The following is a 21,114-nucleotide window of genomic DNA, read 5'->3' on the forward strand; positions in this document are numbered from 1 at the left end:
TTCACAACAAGCAGCTTATATTTAGCTGCTTTTTCACATTTATGACAAACGTCTTCATTTCGCCATAAAAGCGTCATTCAACTGTCATCTAGCTCCTTTAGCATGCCTGTCATTATTTGAAATACACATTTTCTCTTTTTATTATTGATTGGCAAGGAAACAGTTATGACTGGTAATTTTATGAAATCCCTTTTAGCTGTCACGGTAAGTACTTTAATTTTAGGAAGTGCAGTCCCTGCCTACGCGGCTGATAAAAATGATGCGGTGTCAGAAAACCGTGCGGCACAAGGTGATATCACAAAATTTGGTGGTGCGCGTCGTTTAGCGACAGAGCAAACTGATATCATGAAAGCGGCACTTCACAATGGCCAAGCCAAAAATGTGATTCTGTTTATTGGTGATGGTATGGGTGACTCAGAGATAACCGTTGCCCGTAACTATGCAGAAGGTGCTTCAGGGTTCTTTAAAGGAATCGATGCCTTGCCAATTACAGGCCAATATACCCATTATGCGTTAGATAAGAAAACCCAAAAACCAGACTATGTGACTGACTCTGCAGCGTCTGCCACGGCGTGGTCTTCTGGTGTAAAAACCTACAATGGCGCATTAGGGATTGATGTATTTGGCAACGATCATGAGACATTAATTGAGATAGCTAAACGTAATGGTAAAGCGACGGGTAACGTCACAACCTCTGAGATTCAAGACGCTACGCCAGCTGCACAGTTTTCGCATGTGAGTGCGCGTAAATGTTATGGCCCTGAGGAAACAGCAGAAAAATGTGCGGCTAACGCGCTAGAAAATGGCGGTCGAGGTTCAATTTCAGAGCAACTGTTGGTAACTCGCCCAGATGTCACCCTTGGTGGTGGAGCTAAGAGCTTCAAGCAAGAAGCAAAGGCGGGTGACTACAAAGGTAAAACGTTGGAGCAACAGGCGATTGAGCGTGGGTATAATATTGTGCGTGACGCTAAGTCATTAGACAGCATTACTGTTGCAAATCAAGATAAACCTGTTCTGGGCTTATTCCATGATGGCAACATGACTGTTGCATGGGAAGGCCCGAAAGCAGTTCATTACGGTAATATCAACAATGCGCCGTTAGAATGTAAACCGAATGCTAAGTTAGACCCGAATGCACCAACATTGGCTCAAATGACGAAAAAAGCGATTGAGCTGTTAGAAGTCAACCCAAATGGTTTCTTCTTGCAGGTTGAAAGTGCTTCTATCGATAAGCAAGACCATAAAGCAAACCCATGTGGTCAAATTGGTGAAACTGTCGCTCTCGACCAAGCTGTACAAGTCGGCTTAGATTTCGCTAAAAAACATGGTGATACATTAGTTATCGTGACCGCTGACCATTCACATTCAAGCCAAATTATTCCTGAAGGCACTAAGTCAACGGGTTTAACGCAGGCGTTGATTACTAAAGACGGTTCTGTGATGGTGGTAAATTACGGTAACTCTGAAGAAGATGACTCTCAAGAGCACACGGGTGCTCAGTTACGTGTAGCGGCTTATGGTCCACATGCGGCAAACGTAATGGGTCTGACTGACCAAACTGATTTGTTCTTTACCATGCGCGATGCAATGGGATTGAAGCAATAAACCAACCCTGTAGTAAAAATTCTCCGCAATAGGATGTTGCGGGGAGTTTTTTTATTTCTAGCCCTTTTTTTTCTTATTTTTCAACCATGCCTCAATGAACGTACTAAACATTTGCACTTCTTTTTTTATTCATTATCTTGATAAATTGATTTATTAAATAACAATAAATGTGCTTATTCATAGGCACGAATAATGAGAATGACATTATGAGAGAAGTTCGCGAACTGCAACGAGAGGAAATCCCATCTGTTTGGTCTATCGACCGCACTGAATTAATTGAAAACCTTTATCTATATCGAAATGGTGAGTTGGTGCTATCCAAGCAGCGGTTTGATATGAAAGGTTGGCCAGAAGGCGAACCTGAAGCTTATACCCCTCATTTGTTGGAAAGTTATGACCAAGGAGCGGTATTTCTTGGTATTTTTGAGCAGGGCAAGCTAATTGCTGCCGCAAGTTTAGATAATGTGTGGCGCGGCGAACAAAAAAATTTACTGCAATTGTCTTTCCTGCATGTGAGCCACTCACATCGTGGTAAAGGTTTAGCAGGGATGTTATTCCAACAATGCGCTGAAATGGCGATACAAAAAGGTGCAAAAGGCTTATATATTTCTGCGACACCTTCAGAAAATACGGTGCACTTTTATCAACATCTCGGTTGTTCCTTAATTGCCCAGCCTGACCCTGAATTATTTGCATTGGAGCCCGAAGATATTCATTTTATTTATCTATTTTCGTAAGTTTGTATTTTGTAAAATAAGTGTTAATTTATAGCGTGGTGAAATAAAAAAGCATTGAAATTTACTAGAAACTAGATATGATTGATAATCATTATCATTTAAGGGTGTTGAGGTCACTATGCCAACTAGCATATCAAAAACCACAGGTTTAAGGCGAATAGGTGCTGGCCTTTGGGGTGTTTTTGCTGTGATATTGCTGAGCATTGCTTATATACTCAATAATATGGGCTTAGATAATCTAAAAATCATTATGATTACCATGATGGTAGCAACCGCTGGGATGCTATTTAATCGCGGTTCTCGTCGTTTATTGATTGTCCCCGCAGTTATTTCACTCGCATGTTTTATGATGGCCTTTGTTCTACAAAGTTAGTTCTATAATCAGTAAGTAACAGAACAAAATAGAGAATTAGGGCAGCGCTAGTCGTACAAGGAAGGTCAAAATGGGCAGGGTGTTATAAACAATGACTGACCAGTGGTGCGAAAGGGGGGACTTGAACCCCCACGTCCGAAGGACACTAACACCTGAAGCTAGCGCGTCTACCAATTCCGCCACCCTCGCAATACTGTCTCGTCAATACTAAATTATTGTGGTTTATACAAAGTTAGTGGTGCGAAAGGGGGGACTTGAACCCCCACGTCCATAGGACACTAACACCTGAAGCTAGCGCGTCTACCAATTCCGCCACCCTCGCAATACCTAACTAAACTTTGATTCATCAATGCTTCTAACCAGCAATAATGTGGTGCGGATTTTAGGCTAATTTCGACGAACGTCAATAATTTTTTTATGAAGTATTTTTCGATTGATGAAAAAATGGCCGGTAAAGGATCACCAGCCAATGAGTAGTATGATAAATTGTGCTTTAGTTAAATTATTAGCGATTAAATTAACGCTTAACTGCTTGGTAAACTTTAAATTTTCCTGTTTTGGCAAGTACTTCGTGACTACCAAAAGCTTTATCGAGCAAATCAGGGTATGGTAAGAAAGCATTAGCTACGATGCGCAAACGTCCACCTTTTTTCAGGTATTTAGGGGCTTGGTAAATCATATTTTCAACCGCACGATAACTGGTATTTAGGCCATCATGGAATGGTGGATTTGAAATAATCCAATCAAATTTATCGTTAATATCAGAGTAAGCATCACTTGCGATGACTTTACCGACCAGTTTATTGGCCTCAAGAGTGGATGCTGCGGAGTCAAGCGCAGATGCACTGACATCACTTAAGGTGAGTTTGATCTCTGGGTTTTGTGAGCCGATCACCGCAGCGATCACGCCATTGCCACAGGCGAGATCAAGCAGATCACCGCTCATTGGGTCAGTTAGCGTGGACAATAGTAGATCACTACCGATATCCAGCTCATTATGGCTAAATACCCCAGGTAATGCATTAATTCTAACATTATCAATTTGATAATGACGCCACCAGCGAGCAATATCAAAGGTTGTGGGTTGTTCTAATTCACCATAGTACAAGCCACAACGGCGTGCAGAGTCGATTTTTTGTAAGTTAGCGATCCCTTCCATAATAGATTCGGCGCTTTTAACACCACTGCGATTCTCGCCGACGATAAAAATTTGGCTACCTGCAGCAAGGTGAGTACAAAGGTCATCGAGTTGGAAGCAGGCTTCTTGCTTGTTTTTTTGCCAAAAATAAATGAGAGTATCGCAAGGCTGGATAAATTCTGCTGGGGTTATGGCAGAGAATAACGCCATATCACCCATTAACGGTTGTAAGCGTTGCCAGTGATGATACTGGTTGGTGATGACGCGAACACTAGCTGCTTCTAAGGTTGCAGCGAGCTCATCCTGAATGTCACCAGCCAAAATGACATGACGATCTATAAAATGTTCGAGATGGCGTTGAATAACTTCGCTGGCAGGTGTCAGTAATGACATATTCTGTCAATCTCCTAAAATAATAAAAAAACCGATGACATCTTACCAAAGATAAGAGAAATAGCATTGCTCTGTTGGCGCTATTAATCCCCTTTGATAAGATGTGGTTGTAAAATTGCGACTGGAAAATCAAATGACACGACGTGACAGGCTTTTAGAACAAATGGAGATCACTCAATGGATGGTGAGAAATCCTGCTGTGTTACGTGGTGAACGTGGTGTAAGGATCCCAGCGTCGACTAAGCTTATTATTATTACTGATGAGAACCTTGATTTAAATAGCCAATTGCTAAAAGATGTTTTTCTTTCCATGAATATTGCACAGGACGATGTGGTTTGTGTCAATTCAGAGCAATTAGGTTTAATCCCAACACCAATAATAACACCATGTTGGGTATTAGGTGATGAAATCCAGCCTGAAGGTTCAAAAGTCATGTTTACTTCACCTGTTTTGTCTGAGCTAAGTACAAGCTGTAGCGCTAAACGGGCACTATGGAAACAAATTTATCAATATGATGAAAATTTCAACACTAAAGCAATCTGATCTTGCAACTGCGTACTTAATTGAGAAGTTAAGCCATGACTTTCCATGGACTGAGCGAGTTTTTTATGGAAATCAAGGGGAAAAGTATCATAACTTAAAAATTTCTGTTAATAATCAAATTATTGGTTATGCGATAACACAATGTGTTCTTGATGAGGCGACCCTATTCAATATTGCTCTCCACCCTGATTACCAAGGGAAAGGGTATGGCCGCTTGTTGCTAGAAGAGCTTATCAAGGAACTCATAAAGAAAGGCATTCTCACATTATGGTTAGAAGTGAGAGAATCAAATGCATCTGCTTTGCATCTATACGATAAGCTAGGTTTTCACCAAGTAACGGTACGTAAAGATTACTACCCTGCCAAAAAAGGCCGAGAAGATGCTTTAGTACTTGCTTTAACTCTATTTTCCGATGAATAAATTTAAGTAATAAATAATTTATTACTAATATAATTAAAACCCCAATATGTTGTCAGACATACTGGGGTTTGTGCTTTTAGTGACGATTATTTTTCAATTTCAGGAAGGATAGGTTTACTAATTATTTGGATATTATCTTTTAACTCTTTTTTGGCTGCAGCTTGTGCATTGACTTCTTCATTGAGGCCTTTATAGGTGGAGTAACACATAATTAGCATCATGATGGATAATGGCACCGCCATAGCAACCAGTGCGGATTGCAAACCTGATAATCCACCTGTCATAATTAGCACGATCGCGATTGCTGCAATAATGACTCCCCAAATGGTTTTAGTGACATGAGAAGGATTTGGGTTCCCATTTTCGCTGACCATTCCCAGTACAAATACCGCTGAGTTAGCAGAAGTAATAAAGAAAATCAGCACTAAGGCAATGGCTAAAATACTGATAAATGTTGATGCAGGGAAATAGTCTAAGAACTTAAACAATGCGGATGTGACATCGGTTTTTACGGCATCAGCCAGTGCTGTTTGGCCTAGATTTTGAATAAGATGGATTGCTGACCCACCCATGACTGCAAACCAAGCAAAAGCACTTAATACAGGAATAAATACTGCGCCAATCATAAATTCTTTGATTGTTCTTCCTTTCGATATACGAGCCACAAAGCTGCCAACTAGCGGTGCCCATGCTATCCACCAACCAAAGTAAAACAGTGTCCAGTTAGCAATCCAAGTACCGTCATTATAGGGTTCAGTGCGAAATGACATGCTGACAAAATTTTGGACGTAGTCTCCAATGCCTTGGAATAAGACTTTTAAGATAGTTTGGGTTGGGCCAGATAGAAAGATAAATGCCATCAATCCTAGAGCAAGTATGATATTTAAGTTTGATAGGTGTTTTATTGCCCCTTGTAGCCCGGAAATTGTCGAAGCAACATAAACAACAGTAATGATAGCAATCAAACCAATTTGTACATAAATACTAATGGGCAATCCCCATAAGTAATTCATACCACTGTTAACTTGTAGTGTACCAAAACCTAATGATGTGGCGATACCAATAACGACGGATAACATCACCAATATATTGATCCATTTCCCGACAGAGCCGTAGATCCGATCCCCAATTAAGGGATAGAAAACAGAACTAAGTGACGACGGGAGCTTTTTCCTAAATTGGAAATAGCCCAAAGCCACGCCGACGAGTGCATAACACGCCCATGCGGAAACCCCCCAGTGTAGATAGACATATTGCATGGCTGCTTTGGCCGACTGTTCTGTTGAACCTTGACCAACTGGTGGGCTGATATAATAGGAAACAGGCTCTGCCACTCCCCAGAACATCAAACTGATACCAATTGAGGCACTGAATAACATCGCAATCCAAGTGACTGTGCTGTATTCCGGCTTATCATTGTCATCACCAAGACGTATGTGACCAAATTTGGAAAATCCAAGAAACATACAAAAGCTGAAAAAGATAAAAACGGAACCTAGGATAAACCAACCTAGATTGTTATAGATAAAACTTAAGGCGGAATGTGAAAAAGCTTCCAGTTTATCAGGAATAAATGCCCCAAAACTGATTAACGCCAGACTAAAGGCTAGCGACACGTAAAATACGGATTTTTTGTGATTCATCATACCTCTTCTCCAGTTGCTCACTTATTTTTTTCTTTTATGAGAGTTGGCTTGCAGGGAATACTCGTTTTGTTTTTAAGGGTACTTTTTTGTTAAATGCTACTTTTGGTTTACAGAGAATAGCCATGCAAAGATTACGTAGTCAACAAGTAATTAACTAATTATTAACAGTTGCAATAATTATTGTTAATGCAATTCATTGTTATAAAACAAATAAATGTTATTGATTAAATTTTTATCAATATTTCATTTGATCATTAATGCGATCTGCATTAACATTCCTGAAAAAGATGTTAACTATAAGTTTACATAAGTGAGGGCAATTATGAGCAATGCAGCTAAAGTCATTTCGATTAATGATCACCTTGATATTGATAACGCATGGACAATCCCTGCTCGTTATTACACGTCTAATGATGTTTTTGAGTATGAAAAAGAAAAAATATTTGCTAATTCATGGGTTTGTGTCGCTCATGTTAGTGAGGTAAAAGAAAAAAATTCGTATATCACTCGTGAGCTCATTGGCGAAAGCCTCGTGATTGTTCGTGGTCGTGATGATGTATTGCGTGGTTTTTATAATGTCTGCCCGCACCGTGGACACCAGTTGATCAGCGGTGAAAGTGGTAAAGTCAAAAATGTGATTACTTGCCCTTACCATGCGTGGGCATTCAAGTTAGATGGTCAACTAGCACATGCGACCAATTGTGAGAATGTGAACAATTTTGAAGCAGATGCAATGTCATTGAGTAGCTTCCATGTTATTGAACATGCAGGGTTTATCTATGTAAATATGACAGTTGGTGAACCACAACCTATTGAAGAGCAGCTTCCAGGCTTAGCCGAAAAAATGCAAGAAGCATGTGCGGTGATTAGCGATTTAAAATTGGCTGCACGTTTTGTTAGTCATACACCAGCCAATTGGAAAACCATCGTTGATAACTATATTGAGTGTTATCACTGTCCAACTAACCATGTGAGCTTTGCAAGTTCCGTAGATGTTAACGTATACGAACACCAATTATTGGATAATTGGACTGTTCAAATTGGTAAAGCAAAACCCTCTGAGTCCTCTTATCAGTTTGATGAATCTGTTTTAGACCCTCGTTTCTTTGGTTTTTGGATTTGGCCAAGCACCATGTTCAATATGCCTCCTGGCGGGGATTTCATGACGGTGATTTATGAGTTTCCAGTGAACGCAGGGGAAACCTTGCAGCACTATGATATTTATTTCCTCAATGAAGAACTGACTGAATATCAGAAAAACTTAGTTGAATGGTATCGTACCGTATTCCGCCCAGAAGATCTGCGCTTGGTGGAAAGTGTACAAAAAGGATTGCGATCACGAGGTTACCGAGGCCAAGGGCGCATTATGGCTGACAGACAGCGTAGTGGAATTAGTGAACATGGTGTTGCCCATTTCCACAAAATTGTTGCTGGCGCACACACTGAGTAATCACGTTATCCATAAAAAAACAAAAGGAGAAGTCACAAATGCATCATTTAACTCACCCTGCGCTATTTCGTCAGTCATGCTACATCAATGGGCAATGGGTTGATTCAGATAAAAAAATCCCTGTGACTAATCCTGTTGACCAATCTGTGCTGGGAACAATTCCCAGCCTGTCAGTCACCCAAGTGGATGACGCTATTGAACAAGCGCATGTCGCAATGGAAGATTGGAGTAAGCTTACTGCTAAAGCGCGTTCTATCATTTTACGCCACTGGTTTGAGCTGATTGAAGCCCATGTTGATGATCTTGGGCGTTTAATGACTCTTGAACAAGGTAAGCCGTTGCATGAGGCAAAAGGTGAAATTCGCTATGCGGCTTCTTTTATCGAATGGTTTGCGGAGGAGGGGAAACGTGTTTATGGGGAAACCATCCCTCAAACGGTGGGAAGTAACCGTCTTTCGACAATCAAGCAGCCGATCGGTGTTTGCAGTGCGATTACTCCGTGGAATTTTCCCGCAGCGATGATCACTCGTAAAGCGGCTCCAGCACTGGCTGCGGGTTGTAGTATTATCATCAAGCCAGCGACTGAAACGCCTTTTACGGCACTTGCCCTCGCTCAGTTGGCCGATGAAGCGGGCATTCCCGCAGGGATATTCAATATCATTACTGGGGATTCTCGTGTTTTAGGTGAACGTCTAACTAAACATGAGCTTATTAGTAAGTTTTCATTCACCGGTTCAACGCAAGTTGGCCGAGTATTGTCTGAGCAGTGTGCATCGACAATTAAAAAAACATCACTCGAACTGGGGGGAAATGCGCCTTTTATTGTTTTTGATGATGCAGATATTGATAAAGCGGTAAAAAGTGCGGTGCAAGCGAAGTTTCGTAATGGCGGGCAAACCTGTGTTTGTGTGAACCGTTTTTATCTTCAAGATGCTATTTTCGATGAATTTCAGTCCAAGTTCGTTGCAGAAGTCGCCAAATTGCAAGTCGGTAATGGCCTTGAAATAGGAACGGATATTGGGCCTATGATAACAACACGTGCCATTGATGGTATGAATGAGTTACTGCAAGATGCACTCGCGAAAGGGGCACACCAATTAACCTTAGGTAGCGAAGTGGCGGAGTATGGCAATTTCTTTAATCCAAAAGTTCTTGTTGATGTTGATGACTCAATGAGGATTGTTCATGAAGAAATCTTTGGTCCTATTGCAACATTGATTCGTTTTAGTGATGAAAATGAAGTGATTGCTCGTGCCAATAATACGATTTATGGCTTAGCGGCTTATTTCTTTTCTCGTGATGTTAGCCGTGTTTACCGCGTTGCTGAAAAACTGCAAAGTGGCATGGTCGGTATCAATACAGGCTTAATTTCTAATGAAGTTGCTCCTTTTGGAGGAGTAAAACAATCAGGTTTAGGAAAAGAAGGCTCTCGATATGGCATTGAGGATTATTTAAGTACTAAGTATCTGTGTTTAGATATTGAATAATGAGAGGGGCACTGTGATGAACCAACAAAAAATTGCAGTCAATGTCAGTCGAATTGAGCAAATTAGCCCAAATATCAAAATGTTCGAGTTTGTTGCACAAGAGGGCGCGCTAATGCCTTTTAGCGCAGGTAGTCATGTCACCGTTCATATGGGTGAGCAGGCTGGTTTGCAACGTGCATATTCATTAATCAGTGACCCACAGCAATGTGGAAGCTATTGTATTTCAGTCTTACGTGATGAAAATTCGAAAGGCGGTTCGGCATTTATGCATGAGCACCTATCTGCTGGGGATAGTTTATATTTGTCCCCAGCGCAGAATTTTTTCTCATTAGCTGCGGATAACCAATGTAAGCATATTTTGATCGCAGGTGGGATTGGGATCACGCCTTTTCTTTCTTATCTCTATGAGCTAGAAGAAAATGAAATGGATTTTGAGCTTCATTACTGTTTTCGTGATAGTGCAACAGCGGCATTTCTTGAACATTTACAACAGCGTATTGGCTCGCGGTTATTTCTTTATGACAGCAGCCAAGGGCAGCGAATGTCTGTCGAACAATTGGTTAAAGCACAAGCGAGTAATAGCCATCTGTATGTATGTGGCCCTCAATCATTAATTAATGAGGTGATTGAAAAGGGTCATCAGCACCTTGGTGAATCACAGGTTCATTTTGAAAATTTTGGTGAAATTACCAGTGAAGGGGATTCATTTGAGGTCTATTTTCAACGTTCAGGCTTTAGTTTGGAAGTGGGTAAAGACGAGTCTATTTTACAGGTAATCGAAGCTGATAAGCGCATTAACGTGGAATGTTTATGCCGTAATGGAGTTTGTGGGACTTGTGAGACGGCGATACTTGAGGGAGAGGCCGACCACCGTGACCACTACCTTGATGATGATGAAAAAGCCGAGCAAAAAACGATGATGTTGTGTGTTTCGCGAGCTAAATCTAAACGATTAGTTCTTGATTTATAATCAAAGCTGCCCCGCTTTAGCCATAAGTGGGGCAAGATACTGGTTTTAAATATCTTTTAATTCAAACATTAAAAAAGGCTGTTTTTCATCATTAAAGTGTTGATAAGCCGTAATTTGCTTATCTTGAAATACGATTTGCCCCCGCCCAGTGCGAAATACTTCATCTAACCATGGCTTATGGTTGATCACTAATTGATACAATAAACGTTGTAGTTCAAGGTAATCTATTTCAGTCGATTGGTTGTGTAAGTTGCTGGCTAATATTTCACCTGCTTTATCGGTAAATACGACTAAATGATTGAAATGGGACAATAAGACGTCGAAATAGCATTTGATTTTACGCAGGCGCAGTTCGGTATTTTTACGTTCTGTGTTGTCTAAGCTGATCCCAACCAGTTTTGTCACTTTGCCATTCGGGCCTTTAACCCCTGTCGCTCGGGAGGTGATCCAGCGGTAATCGTCTTCCCAGTTAATTTTAAAATCCATTTCATGGGCACCACCTTCACGGATAATTTTAGAATATCCATTGACCAGTTTTTCTTTGGAGTCATGGCTCATTAAGGCCCAGAAATCTTCATTACTGGTGATTTTAATGCCATAAACGGCTTCAACGTTGTCCGAGTAGTTCAATTCTCCCGTTAATAAGTCCCACTCCCATGTCACGATATCTGCCGATTCTTGCAGATGAACTTCGTTGATGTTGCGCATGACACCTGAATTGCTAACAGTAACTTGGTTATTGGTATATTCACCGTATTTCAACCATATTTTGTCGACATCCAATAACGTGGCGAGCTTTTCAAGATTATCTTCATCAATCATACCGCCTTTTGTCCACTTATTAACCGCCGTTCGGGAAACCCCAAGGGCTTCAGCTGCTTTTAATTGACTCATTTTTTTCTGTTTTAGCAATTTCAACAAACGTTCTTTGAATGTCTCTGTTTCTGTCATCAATTCATGTTTACCTTATAACTTATGGGGTTAACTAAAAACCATGTGATAAGTGAGTAGCAAGGTATTGCTCTAGATTTTCGATAAAGACTCTAAGATTAGCACTCGTTCGGAGACTTCTCGAATATACAGCATAAACATCTGCGATTTGGTGCCATTGCGGTAACACTCGTACTAATTGGCCAGACTGTAACTCAGGCTGCACACTCCATTGGGAGCGCAATAGGATCCCTTCGCCACTTAAACACCATTGTTTAGCGACTTCACCATTGTTGACGGTTAATTTGCTATTGGGGGTGACCGTCATACTTTCTTGCTGTTGTTCAAGCTTCCATACGGCGGGGGCTTGGTTGCGCTCTTTAATCGCAATACAAAAGTGTTTTTGTTCTAACTCTTGTGGATATTTTGGGTAGCCGTGTTTTGCTAAATAGGCTGGTGAAGCGCACAAAATTCGTTGGTTTTGTGCAATTCGCCTTGCAATAAATTGCTCTGCTATTGCACCGCCAATACAGATATCAACATCAATGTTTTCACTAATAATATCGACAGACTTATCGGTTAAAGTGAGATCAATACCTAATAAAGGATAATTTCCCCGTAGTGTGAGGATAAACGGGTTAATATAAGTACTGCCAAACCCTGTGCTACAACTGATACGCAGTGAGCCGCGGATCTCTTCGCGACAGGCGTTGAGTTGCTGTTGCATCTGTTCCAATTCAGCTAGCATCACTTCACTGCTACGTAAAATAATTTGCCCTTCGTGAGTTAGCTTAATTGAGCGAGCAGTCCTAAAAAATAAAATTTGTCCTAAATTTTCTTCTAGCAATTTAATGCGTTTAGAAACATAAGCTGGGGACACTAACAGCTGTGAAGCCGCTTGAGAGAAACTCATCAAGCGGGCAACTGTGACAAAAACGCGGATATCCTCTAACGAAGGAAGCTTGTTCATAGTTTGTAAACCTAAGGATTACACTTCATATCTATACTTTATCACAGCAACCCCTAAACTGGAGAACAAACAGACATAATTCATTTATCAGAGGTTTTCACAATGTCACAATTTAATATAGCGGTTATTCCTGGTGATGGTATTGGTACCGAAGTGATCCCTGAAGGATTAAAAGTATTAGTAGCAGCAGCCAATAAATACAATGTAAAACTTAACTTTACTCATTTTGATTGGTCGTGCGAAACCTATCACCGTACTGGGCGCATGATGCCTGAAGATGGCTTAGAGCAGTTGCAAAAATTTGATGCGATTTTCCTCGGCGCGGTAGGGTTCCCTGGTGTTCCTGATCATATTTCATTATGGGGGCTGCTATTACCCATCCGCCGCGCTTTTAACCAATATGTTAACTTACGCCCTGTACGCTTATTTGATGGCATTAAATGCCCACTAGCAGATAAAAAACCGGGAGATATTGATTTTTATGTCGTGCGTGAAAACGTTGAAGGGGAATACTCTGCGATTGGCGGTATTCAGTACGAAGGTACGGATGAAGAAATGGTATTGCAACAAAGTATTTTTACCCGTAAAGGTACCGACCGTATCTTAAAATATGCTTTTGATTTGGCGCAGTCACGCGAGAAAAAACATTTAAGTTCAGCGACGAAATCTAACGGGCTATTTCATTCAATGCCTTATTGGGATAGCCGTGTAGCCGAAATGGCGAAGCAATACACAGATATCAAAGTTGACCAATTCCATATTGATATTTTTGCAGCAAACTTAGTGAGAATGCCAGAGTTCTACGATGTGATTGTCGGGTCAAACCTGTTTGGTGATATTTTGTCTGATTTAGGGCCTGCTTGTACGGGAACTATTGCGATTGCGCCATCGGCCAATATTAACCCAGAAAAACAATTCCCATCGATGTTTGAGCCTGTTCACGGGTCAGCACCTGATATCGCAGGGCAAAATATTGCCAACCCGATTGGTACGATTTGGGCAGCCGCCATGATGATGCAGCATTTGGGATGTCCCGAGATGCATGATTCTATCATGTCCGCAGTAGAAACAGCGATTAAACAACGTCAACATTTGACTCGCGATATGGGAGGCAATGCTAGTACACAGGCGCTAGGGGATGAAATTACCCGTTTAGTCAGTGCCTAAAGGCGGTATTTATTGAGCCAATTTAGTGAGCCATCGGGGGACTGTTTTGCCTGTTCCTCGATGCTTTGATTGTTAATACCCCCAAGATCTGCGAAAATATCCGCCAATTTTGATTAACAAGACGGATTTGCGACGCCAAGAGCCACATTGAGCCTCTTCGAATGCTTATACAAATCTGTATATAAACGAAAAGAACGGTTAAATGACAGATCAGAACTTTCTCCATGAAGTTAGCACACGCAGAACGTTTGCTATCATATCCCACCCCGATGCGGGTAAAACCACAATCACTGAAAAAGTGTTATTGTTCGGGCATGCTATTCAACGTGCAGGTACGGTAAAAGGCCGTGGCTCTAATCAACACGCTAAATCTGACTGGATGGAAATGGAAAAGCAGCGTGGTATTTCGATTACTACCTCTGTCATGCAGTTTCCTTATAATGATTGTCTTGTTAACTTACTGGATACCCCAGGGCACGAAGACTTCTCCGAAGATACTTACCGTACATTAACGGCGGTTGACTGCTGCTTGATGGTGATTGACTCCGGTAAAGGGGTTGAAGACCGGACACGTAAGCTGATGGAAGTTACCCGTCTACGTGATACTCCAATCTTAACTTTCATGAATAAATTGGACCGTGATATTCGTGATCCAATGGAATTAATGGATGAAGTGGAAAATGAGCTGAAAATTGCTTGTTGTCCAATCACATGGCCTATCGGTTGCGGTAAACTATTCAAGGGTGTTTATCATTTATTACGTGATGAAACAATCCTATACCAAACAGGCCAAGGGCATACGATTCAAGAAGTCCGTATAATTAAAGGGTTAAACAACCCCGATCTCGATGCCGCTGTTGGTGAGGAACTAGCCGCGCAGTTACGCGATGAGCTGGAATTGGTTCAAGGGGCATCCCATGAATTTGACCATGATGCATTTTTGCAGGGTGAATTAACCCCTGTCTTTTTCGGCACTGCATTAGGTAACTTTGGTGTTGACCATATGTTAGATGGCTTAGTTGAATGGGCTCCACAGCCGCAGCCACGCCAAACAGATTTACGCCAAGTGAATGCGACAGAAGAAAAATTCACCGGTTTCGTATTTAAAATTCAAGCGAATATGGACCCGAAACACCGTGACCGCGTTGCATTTATGCGTATTGTTTCAGGTACTTATGAAAAAGGCATGAAACTACGCCAAGTGCGTATCAAAAAAGATGTGGTTATTTCTGATGCTTTAACCTTTATGGCGGGGGATCGCTCTCAGGTCGAAAACGCCTATGCAGGGGATATCATTGGGTTACACAACCATGGCACGATTCAAATCGGTGATACCTTCACGCAAGGTGAAGAACTCAAGTTTACGGGGATTCCTAACTTTGCCCCTGAATTATTCCGCCGTATTCGTTTACGTGACCCATTAAAGCAAAAACAACTGTTAAAAGGCCTCGTTCAGTTATCTGAAGAGGGGGCGGTACAGGTTTTCCGCCCGTTAACTAACAATGATTTAATTGTTGGTGCGGTAGGGGTGCTGCAGTTTGACGTGGTAGTTTCGCGTTTGAAAAGCGAATATAACGTTGAAGCTATCTATGAAGCCGTTAACGTTTCTACTGCGCGTTGGGTTGAGTGTGATGATGCGAAGAAATTCGAAGAGTTTAAACGCAAAAATGAGCAAAACTTAGCCCTTGATGGTGGCGATAACTTATCTTATATCGCACCGACTATGGTGAATCTTAACCTCACCAGTGAACGTTACCCTGACGTTAAATTCCGCAAAACACGCGAACACTAATTGCGTTGATGGCCCACGGCTAACAATAGTCAGTGGGTCATCTTATTTCGAACTTCATTTAAAGCTTCTTTTTCTGTTTTTTGGTGCTTATCATCAAGAATATTCTGTCTTTATTACCTTTCTCTTTATTTTTTATATTTTTTTACTTAGGCTATATTATTCGTTGTCCATTGCAGTGAAAGGAAGGTTTTTATGAAAAAAGCAAAACTATTGAGCGTGTTAGGAGTTATTGGGTTGAGCTGGACGCTAGCAGCTTGTAGCTCATCATCGGATAGTGCTTTGAAAAAACAAGCTTCAGAAACATGGGACAGTGCATCTAAGACAGTGGAAATGGCCGGTAAAGACACTGGGAATGCCATTTCGAGTGGCGCTAAAAATACCGGTGAGTACATTGATGACTCAGCGATTACTGCGGACGTAAAAGGAAAATTACTGGGTACGAAAGGTATTTCGAGTAACAGCGTATCAGTTAAAACCGTCAATGGTGTTGTTTACTTATCAGGCTTTGTAAAATCAGCCGATCAGATAGATAAAATTACCCAAGTCGCCTCTCAAGTTAAAGGGGTAAAATCAGTACAAAATGGTTTAGTGATTGCTAACTAATCTATAAATAAATGTCTCAATAGCTCATATTGCTGAATATTTATTGTACAATCTTGATAGGGTGGGCTTTCAAAAGGAAGCTCATTCTGTTTTTGAGCTATTTCAAATGAACTTCTGTCATCTAGAGGCATTATGGGAAAACACGTTTCAGTTACACTTGGCACGATTGAGCCGCTTGCATTCTTTGATAATATTAACTCGGGAAAAACTGCCCTGATTTGTGAAGGTGGCGGCCAACGAGGGATTTTTACAGCGGGTGTACTGGATGAGTTTCTTATTTCTGACTTCAACCCTTTTGATCTGATGATAGGCACTTCAGCAGGGGCTCAAAACCTGTCTGCGTATATTTGTGGGCAAGCGGGTTATGCGCGCCGTGTGATCACTCGCTATACGACCAATTCGGCATTTTTTAATCCACTACGCTTTATCCGTGGAGGCCATCTGATTGATTTAGATTGGCTCGTCGACACCACAGCAAAAGAATTCCCATTACGTATACAAGCAGGGCTCGATTTATTAAATTCAGGTCGTGAATTCTATATGGGAGCAAGCCGCAGTGATGATTTTTCAGCCGCTTTTCTAAAACCTGACGCTGACAATTGGCTCGATATTATTCGCGCATCCAGCGCTATCCCTGGCTTTTACCGGGCAGGTGTCGAATTTGATGGCACGCTTTACCAAGATGGTGGCATTAGTGCAGCTATCCCAGTTGAAGAGGCATACCGCCGCGGTGCAGAGACTATTGTGGTGATCCGTACCGTGCCTTCCCAAATGTATTTTACCCCTGAATGGGTGAAAAGAATGACTCGGTGGCTGGAAGGGGATAAGAATGGCCTACAACGTATGGCTGCGATGCTGAAAGTTCATCTGAAAAGCTACCGTAGAACACAAGAATTTATTGAAAACCCACCAAAAGATGTACAGGTCTTTGAGATTTATCCACCTGTTCCACTGAAAAGCAGTGCACTGGGTAGTAAGGTGTCTTCGCTTAATCAAGATTACCATACGGGGCGCCGGTGTGGTCGTTATTTTATTGCTGCACTGGGTAATGCCTTTGAGCACAACACAAATCGCTTTAGCCATACCTTGGCACAAAAAATTGAGTCTAACCCATTAGATATTCAGCTTGAGCCACAAGTACCGAACGAACTCATTCCGGAATTGGTGGCAGAGCCTGTCACGTCAATGCCTTTGGCCGCAATATCAGCAAATGAAAACCGTGATGGCTAAACATCAATTTATCGATACCCATTGCCATTTTGATTTCCCTCCTTTTAGTGATTCCTTCGCTGAAAGTTTGCAGCTTGCTCGACAAAGTGGCGTGAGTGATATTGTTATTCCTACCGTGAGTGTGGATAATTTTGCACGAGTTTGGCAACTGGCACAGCGGTATTCGCAGTTGCATGCTGCTATGGGGTTTCATCCGTTATATTTGAGCCAGTTTCAAGAGCAACACATTGATATTTTGGTTGATTATCTTAACCAAAAAAATAAAAAGTGTGTGGCGATAGGGGAAATAGGGCTCGACCTCTATATGCAAAACCCTCAGTTTGAACGCCAGCAAGTGGTATTGTCCGCCCAATTAAAGCTAGCGAAACAGTTTGATTTACCAGTTATTTTGCATTCACGTAAAAGTCATGACCCATTAGCGGCGATGTTGCGTCGTTTTGATGTTCCTGCTCGTGGAGTCGTACATGGCTTTGCTGGTAGCCTATCTCAAGCGCAAGCCTTTGTTAAGCTGGGTTATTATATTGGTGTGGGTGGGACAATTACCTATGAAAGAGCGAATAAAACTCGCTATGTGATGTCAGAACTTCCTTTGACTTCATTATTATTCGAAACGGATGCCCCCGATATGCCTGTTTCAGGTTTCCAAGGCGAGCCAAATCGACCTGAGCGTATTGAGTGGGTTTTTCGTTCATTATGTGAGCTTCGCCACGAATCCCCTGCAGAAATAGCCCAACAACTTTACAACAATAGTTTGTCGTTATTTAATCTTCCTCAGTAAAACCGTATACATAATCATAAATAATATTTATATAATTTCATTAATTAGCTATTTAAATCTATTTAGTTTTTATTGTGGTTAATTGGGATTTTAGTGTCTTTCCAGACTAAACTGAGTTGATTTTGTGATTTTTATCACATTACTTGAATTTTTGTTGTTTATTGCAGTATGTATTTGTGATGAGTATTGCGGGTTATTGGTGATGACTAGGTATAATCATTAAACTAAGAGTCAAGGCGACTTACACGTTTCCTTATATATCAACCTAAAATAAAGTGAACAGGGATCCTTCCATGCAGCTCATTATGAGTATTATCGGAATGGCGGTACTTATCGCGATAGCTATTCTATTTTCCAGCAATCGCCGAGCAATTAGGCTACGCACAGTTGGCGGCGCATTTTTAATTCAATTAGCCATTGGTGCATTTGTTCTTTATGTTCCTGCGGGGCGTAGTGTGCTCCAAGGGATGTCTGACGCGGTTTCTAAAGTTATTGGATATGGTCAAGATGGGATGAGCTTCATCTTTGGCGGTTTGGTTTCCGATAAAATGTTTGAACTGTTTGGCGGCGGTGGTTTTATTTTTGCTTTCCGCGTTTTGCCAATCATTGTTTTCTTCTCTTCATTGATTGCTGTCCTTTACTACTTAGGGATCATGCAGTTAGTGATTAAAGTACTTGGTGGTGGCCTGCAAAAAATATTGGGAACCTCAAGAACAGAATCGTTATCTGCGACAGCAAATATCTTCGTTGGGCAAACGGAAGCGCCATTGGTTGTTCGTCCTTATATTGCAACAATGACGACATCAGAGTTATTTGCCATTATGTGTGGTGGTTTAGCTTCTGTCGCGGGTTCAGTTTTGGCGGGCTATGCACAAATGGGTGTACCGATGGAATACCTGATTGCGGCCTCCTTTATGGCCGCTCCAGGTGGTTTGTTATTCGCCAAACTGATGGTTCCAGAAACAGAAGATGTAAAAGATAGGGTTGATGCGACAGATTTAGTCGCTGAAGATGAACGCCCTGCTAATATCATTGATGCGGCCGCTTCTGGGGCATCATCAGGGATGCAACTGGCACTGAATGTGGGTGCAATGTTATTGGCGTTTATCGCTTTGATTGCATTGATCAATGGTATCTTAGGTGGCATTGGTGGCTGGTTTGATTATCCACAATTATCACTTGAATTATTGTTAGGTTGGTTATTTGCCCCAATCGCATACTTAATTGGTGTGCCGTGGAGTGAAGCGACAATTGCCGGTTCTTTCATCGGCCAAAAAATTGTCGTGAATGAGTTTGTTGCATTCATGAATTTTGGTGAATACATGAAAGCGGATGCTGAAGTTCTGGCGGCAGGTAAACAAGTACTTTCTGACCATACTAAAGCGATTATTTCGTTTGCATTATGTGGTTTTGCTAACCTTTCATCCGTCGCTATCTTACTCGGTGGCTTAGGCGGAATGGCGCCAAATCGCCGTGGTGATGTTGCTCGCTTAGGTATGAAAGCGGTTATGGCCGGTACCCTGTCTAACTTAATGAGTGCAACGATTGCTGGCTTTTTCTTGACATTAGGCGCAGCAGCAGTCATTTAGTTTATGTATCTGGTGGTAAGATTAATATCATCTCAAACTCAAATAAGTCAATCGGAAGGGCAATAGTCCTTCCGTTTTCATTTTGATTCGCTATATTCTTTTGTGACTTTTTATATCAATCGTAAATTTTCAACTATTCTTAACTTAGTCAATTAATGATGAAGAATATATTGAAAAGCCATTTGAGAGAAAAATGGATGGCGAGAGATGTTATAATTAGATTGTGATCACATTTTTTATTTTAATAATGTAACATTCAGTCGATTAATGTGATTTGTAGCACATAAAATGGCATCATTCCATGGTCAAATAGGCATTAGTAAGCTGCTATGGAACTGCTAGTTCTCAGAGTCTAGGACTCTAGGGCATGATGCGGTGAGAAGGATCTCAGCTGCTCAGTTCGGAAAGCATCCGACTAGCATCTTTAAGGAACCAAGCCCGCTCGCCAACAAAGAACGTGTCGTTCTGAAGAATTAACAACGTTGGAGAGTTATATGACTGATTTAAAAGCGGCCGCACAACGCGCGCTGTCCCTTATGGATTTAACCACTTTAAATGATGACGATACTGATGCGAAAGTCATCGCACTGTGCCATCAGGCGAAAAGCCCTGCAGGCAATACAGCAGCAATCTGTATTTACCCTCGTTTTATTCCAATTGCACGTAAAACATTACGTGAACAAGGCACTCCAGATGTACGTATTGCAACGGTCACAAATTTCCCTCACGGTAACGATGATATTGATATCGCATTAGCTGAAACTAAAGCGGCGATTGCTTACGGTGCGGATGAAGTTGACGTGGTATTCCCTTATCGCGCATTGATTGCCGGTAATGAGAAAATTGGTTTTGACTTAGTGAAAGCCTGTAAAGACGCTTGCGCGGCAGCCAATGTGCTGTTGAAAGTGATCATTGAAACCGGTGAGTTAAAAGATGCGGCATTAATCCGTAAAGCTTCTGAAATTTCCATTAAAGCGGGTGCTGATTTTATTAAAACCTCAACAGGTAAAGTGCCTGTTAATGCAACATTAGAAAGCGCAGAAATCATGATGCAAGTCATTCATGATATGGGTGTGGAAAAAACTGTTGGTTTTAAACCTGCTGGTGGCGTACGTACCGCAGAAGAAGCGGCAGAATATTTAGCGTTAGCTGGTCGAATTTTAGGTGATAATTGGGCAGATAGCCGTCATTTCCGTTTTGGTGCTTCTAGTTTATTAGCAAATTTATTAAATACGCTGGGTTTTGACGTTAAAAAATCAAGCAGTAGCTATTAATTTTCGCAATATTGTTA

The 21,114-nt window shown here is 41.4% G+C and carries 18 protein-coding genes, 2 tRNA genes and 2 pseudogenes; 16 read left to right on the forward strand and 6 right to left on the reverse strand.

What is annotated here, in order from left to right; translation table 11 throughout:
• Positions 1-165: 165 nt before the first annotated feature.
• The 3 genes from phoA to FVA69_RS02740 all read left to right on the forward strand — a co-directional run bounded on the left by phoA (position 166) and on the right by FVA69_RS02740 (position 2,715).
• Positions 166-1,605, forward strand: coding sequence for an alkaline phosphatase (phoA, locus tag FVA69_RS02730; RefSeq protein ID WP_004914820.1), 1,440 nt, complete (start codon positions 166-168; stop codon positions 1,603-1,605).
• A gap of 206 nt (positions 1,606-1,811) precedes the next feature.
• The gene (locus tag FVA69_RS02735) at positions 1,812-2,342 is read left to right on the forward strand and encodes a GNAT family N-acetyltransferase (RefSeq protein WP_117162881.1); all 531 of its coding nucleotides are present in this window, start codon (positions 1,812-1,814) and stop codon (positions 2,340-2,342) included.
• 118 nt (positions 2,343-2,460) lie between these two features.
• Complete coding sequence (locus FVA69_RS02740) at positions 2,461-2,715, forward strand: DUF1435 family protein (RefSeq protein ID WP_115166586.1); 255 nt, start codon at positions 2,461-2,463, stop codon at positions 2,713-2,715.
• A gap of 103 nt (positions 2,716-2,818) precedes the next feature.
• Here the strand turns inward: FVA69_RS02740 and FVA69_RS02745 are convergent.
• The 3 genes from FVA69_RS02745 to rsmC all read right to left on the reverse strand — a co-directional run bounded on the left by FVA69_RS02745 (position 2,819) and on the right by rsmC (position 4,246).
• A tRNA-Leu gene (locus tag FVA69_RS02745) sits at positions 2,819-2,904 on the reverse strand.
• 47 nt (positions 2,905-2,951) lie between these two features.
• Positions 2,952-3,037, reverse strand: a tRNA-Leu gene (locus tag FVA69_RS02750).
• A gap of 195 nt (positions 3,038-3,232) precedes the next feature.
• Positions 3,233-4,246 carry a 16S rRNA (guanine(1207)-N(2))-methyltransferase RsmC gene (gene rsmC, locus FVA69_RS02755; RefSeq protein ID WP_164528364.1) on the reverse strand — a complete coding sequence of 338 codons (1,014 nt, stop codon included), beginning with the start codon at positions 4,244-4,246 and terminating at the stop codon, positions 3,233-3,235.
• A 133-nt stretch (positions 4,247-4,379) separates the two neighbouring features.
• On the opposite strand from rsmC, the gene FVA69_RS02760 reads away from it, so the two are divergent.
• Complete coding sequence (locus tag FVA69_RS02760; RefSeq protein ID WP_164528365.1) at positions 4,380-4,790, forward strand: DNA polymerase III subunit psi; 411 nt, start codon at positions 4,380-4,382, stop codon at positions 4,788-4,790.
• A complete protein-coding gene (gene rimI / locus FVA69_RS02765; protein WP_109911832.1) occupies positions 4,759-5,211 on the forward strand; it encodes a ribosomal protein S18-alanine N-acetyltransferase in 453 nt (150 codons plus the stop codon). Before FVA69_RS02760 ends, rimI begins: the two co-directional genes overlap by 32 nt.
• Before the next feature lie 86 nt (positions 5,212-5,297).
• Here the strand turns inward: rimI and FVA69_RS02770 are convergent, their stop codons facing one another.
• Positions 5,298-6,857 carry a BCCT family transporter gene (locus FVA69_RS02770; protein ID WP_196718585.1) on the reverse strand — a complete coding sequence of 520 codons (1,560 nt, stop codon included), beginning with the start codon at positions 6,855-6,857 and terminating at the stop codon, positions 5,298-5,300.
• A 322-nt stretch (positions 6,858-7,179) separates the two neighbouring features.
• On the opposite strand from FVA69_RS02770, the gene FVA69_RS02775 reads away from it, so the two are divergent.
• The 4 genes and pseudogenes from FVA69_RS02775 to FVA69_RS21805 form a co-directional block, all read left to right on the forward strand.
• Positions 7,180-8,307 carry an aromatic ring-hydroxylating oxygenase subunit alpha gene (locus FVA69_RS02775; RefSeq protein ID WP_004914806.1) on the forward strand — a complete coding sequence of 376 codons (1,128 nt, stop codon included), beginning with the start codon at positions 7,180-7,182 and terminating at the stop codon, positions 8,305-8,307.
• A gap of 38 nt (positions 8,308-8,345) precedes the next feature.
• Positions 8,346-9,794, forward strand: coding sequence for an NAD-dependent succinate-semialdehyde dehydrogenase (locus FVA69_RS02780; protein ID WP_109911833.1), 1,449 nt, complete (start codon positions 8,346-8,348; stop codon positions 9,792-9,794).
• Between the two features lie 79 nt (positions 9,795-9,873).
• A pseudogene (locus FVA69_RS21800) lies at positions 9,874-10,359 on the forward strand (ferredoxin reductase); the annotation flags it as partial.
• A gap of 96 nt (positions 10,360-10,455) precedes the next feature.
• Positions 10,456-10,764: pseudogene (locus FVA69_RS21805) on the forward strand (2Fe-2S iron-sulfur cluster-binding protein); the annotation flags it as partial.
• A gap of 45 nt (positions 10,765-10,809) precedes the next feature.
• Here FVA69_RS21805 and FVA69_RS02790 read toward each other — a convergent pair.
• On the reverse strand, positions 10,810-11,715 hold the full coding sequence (locus FVA69_RS02790) for a helix-turn-helix domain-containing protein (RefSeq protein ID WP_109911835.1): 906 nt from the start codon (positions 11,713-11,715) through the stop codon (positions 10,810-10,812).
• Positions 11,716-11,749: 34 nt separating this feature from the next.
• A complete protein-coding gene (locus FVA69_RS02795; protein ID WP_164528367.1) occupies positions 11,750-12,664 on the reverse strand; it encodes a LysR substrate-binding domain-containing protein in 915 nt (304 codons plus the stop codon).
• 102 nt (positions 12,665-12,766) lie between these two features.
• Here FVA69_RS02795 and FVA69_RS02800 point away from each other — a divergent pair, with 102 nt between their 5' ends.
• The 7 genes from FVA69_RS02800 to deoC all read left to right on the forward strand — a co-directional run bounded on the left by FVA69_RS02800 (position 12,767) and on the right by deoC (position 21,097).
• Entirely contained in the window at positions 12,767-13,831 is a 1,065-nt protein-coding gene (locus FVA69_RS02800; RefSeq protein ID WP_164528368.1) for a tartrate dehydrogenase, read from the forward strand.
• Positions 13,832-14,033: 202 nt separating this feature from the next.
• Positions 14,034-15,623 carry a peptide chain release factor 3 gene (gene prfC / locus FVA69_RS02805; RefSeq protein ID WP_004914793.1) on the forward strand — a complete coding sequence of 530 codons (1,590 nt, stop codon included), beginning with the start codon at positions 14,034-14,036 and terminating at the stop codon, positions 15,621-15,623.
• Between the two features lie 192 nt (positions 15,624-15,815).
• On the forward strand, positions 15,816-16,226 hold the full coding sequence (locus FVA69_RS02810; RefSeq protein WP_110731411.1) for a BON domain-containing protein: 411 nt from the start codon (positions 15,816-15,818) through the stop codon (positions 16,224-16,226).
• Between the two features lie 132 nt (positions 16,227-16,358).
• A complete protein-coding gene (locus tag FVA69_RS02815) occupies positions 16,359-17,456 on the forward strand; it encodes a patatin-like phospholipase family protein (protein ID WP_004914789.1) in 1,098 nt (365 codons plus the stop codon).
• Positions 17,449-18,234: a TatD family hydrolase gene (locus FVA69_RS02820; RefSeq protein ID WP_226537941.1), complete on the forward strand. Its 786-nt coding sequence runs from the start codon at positions 17,449-17,451 to the stop codon at positions 18,232-18,234. Before FVA69_RS02815 ends, FVA69_RS02820 begins: the two co-directional genes overlap by 8 nt.
• 305 nt (positions 18,235-18,539) lie before the next feature.
• Positions 18,540-19,823 (forward strand): NupC/NupG family nucleoside CNT transporter, encoded by a 1,284-nt coding sequence (locus FVA69_RS02825; protein WP_181937082.1) that lies wholly within the window; start codon positions 18,540-18,542, stop codon positions 19,821-19,823.
• A gap of 494 nt (positions 19,824-20,317) precedes the next feature.
• Positions 20,318-21,097 (forward strand): deoxyribose-phosphate aldolase, encoded by a 780-nt coding sequence (gene deoC, locus FVA69_RS02830; RefSeq protein ID WP_110731409.1) that lies wholly within the window; start codon positions 20,318-20,320, stop codon positions 21,095-21,097.
• The last annotated feature ends 17 nt before the right edge of the window (positions 21,098-21,114 follow it).

The sequence above is a fragment of the Providencia sp. PROV004 genome, from assembly GCF_011045615.1.
Taxonomy (GTDB): domain Bacteria; phylum Pseudomonadota; class Gammaproteobacteria; order Enterobacterales; family Enterobacteriaceae; genus Providencia; species Providencia rettgeri.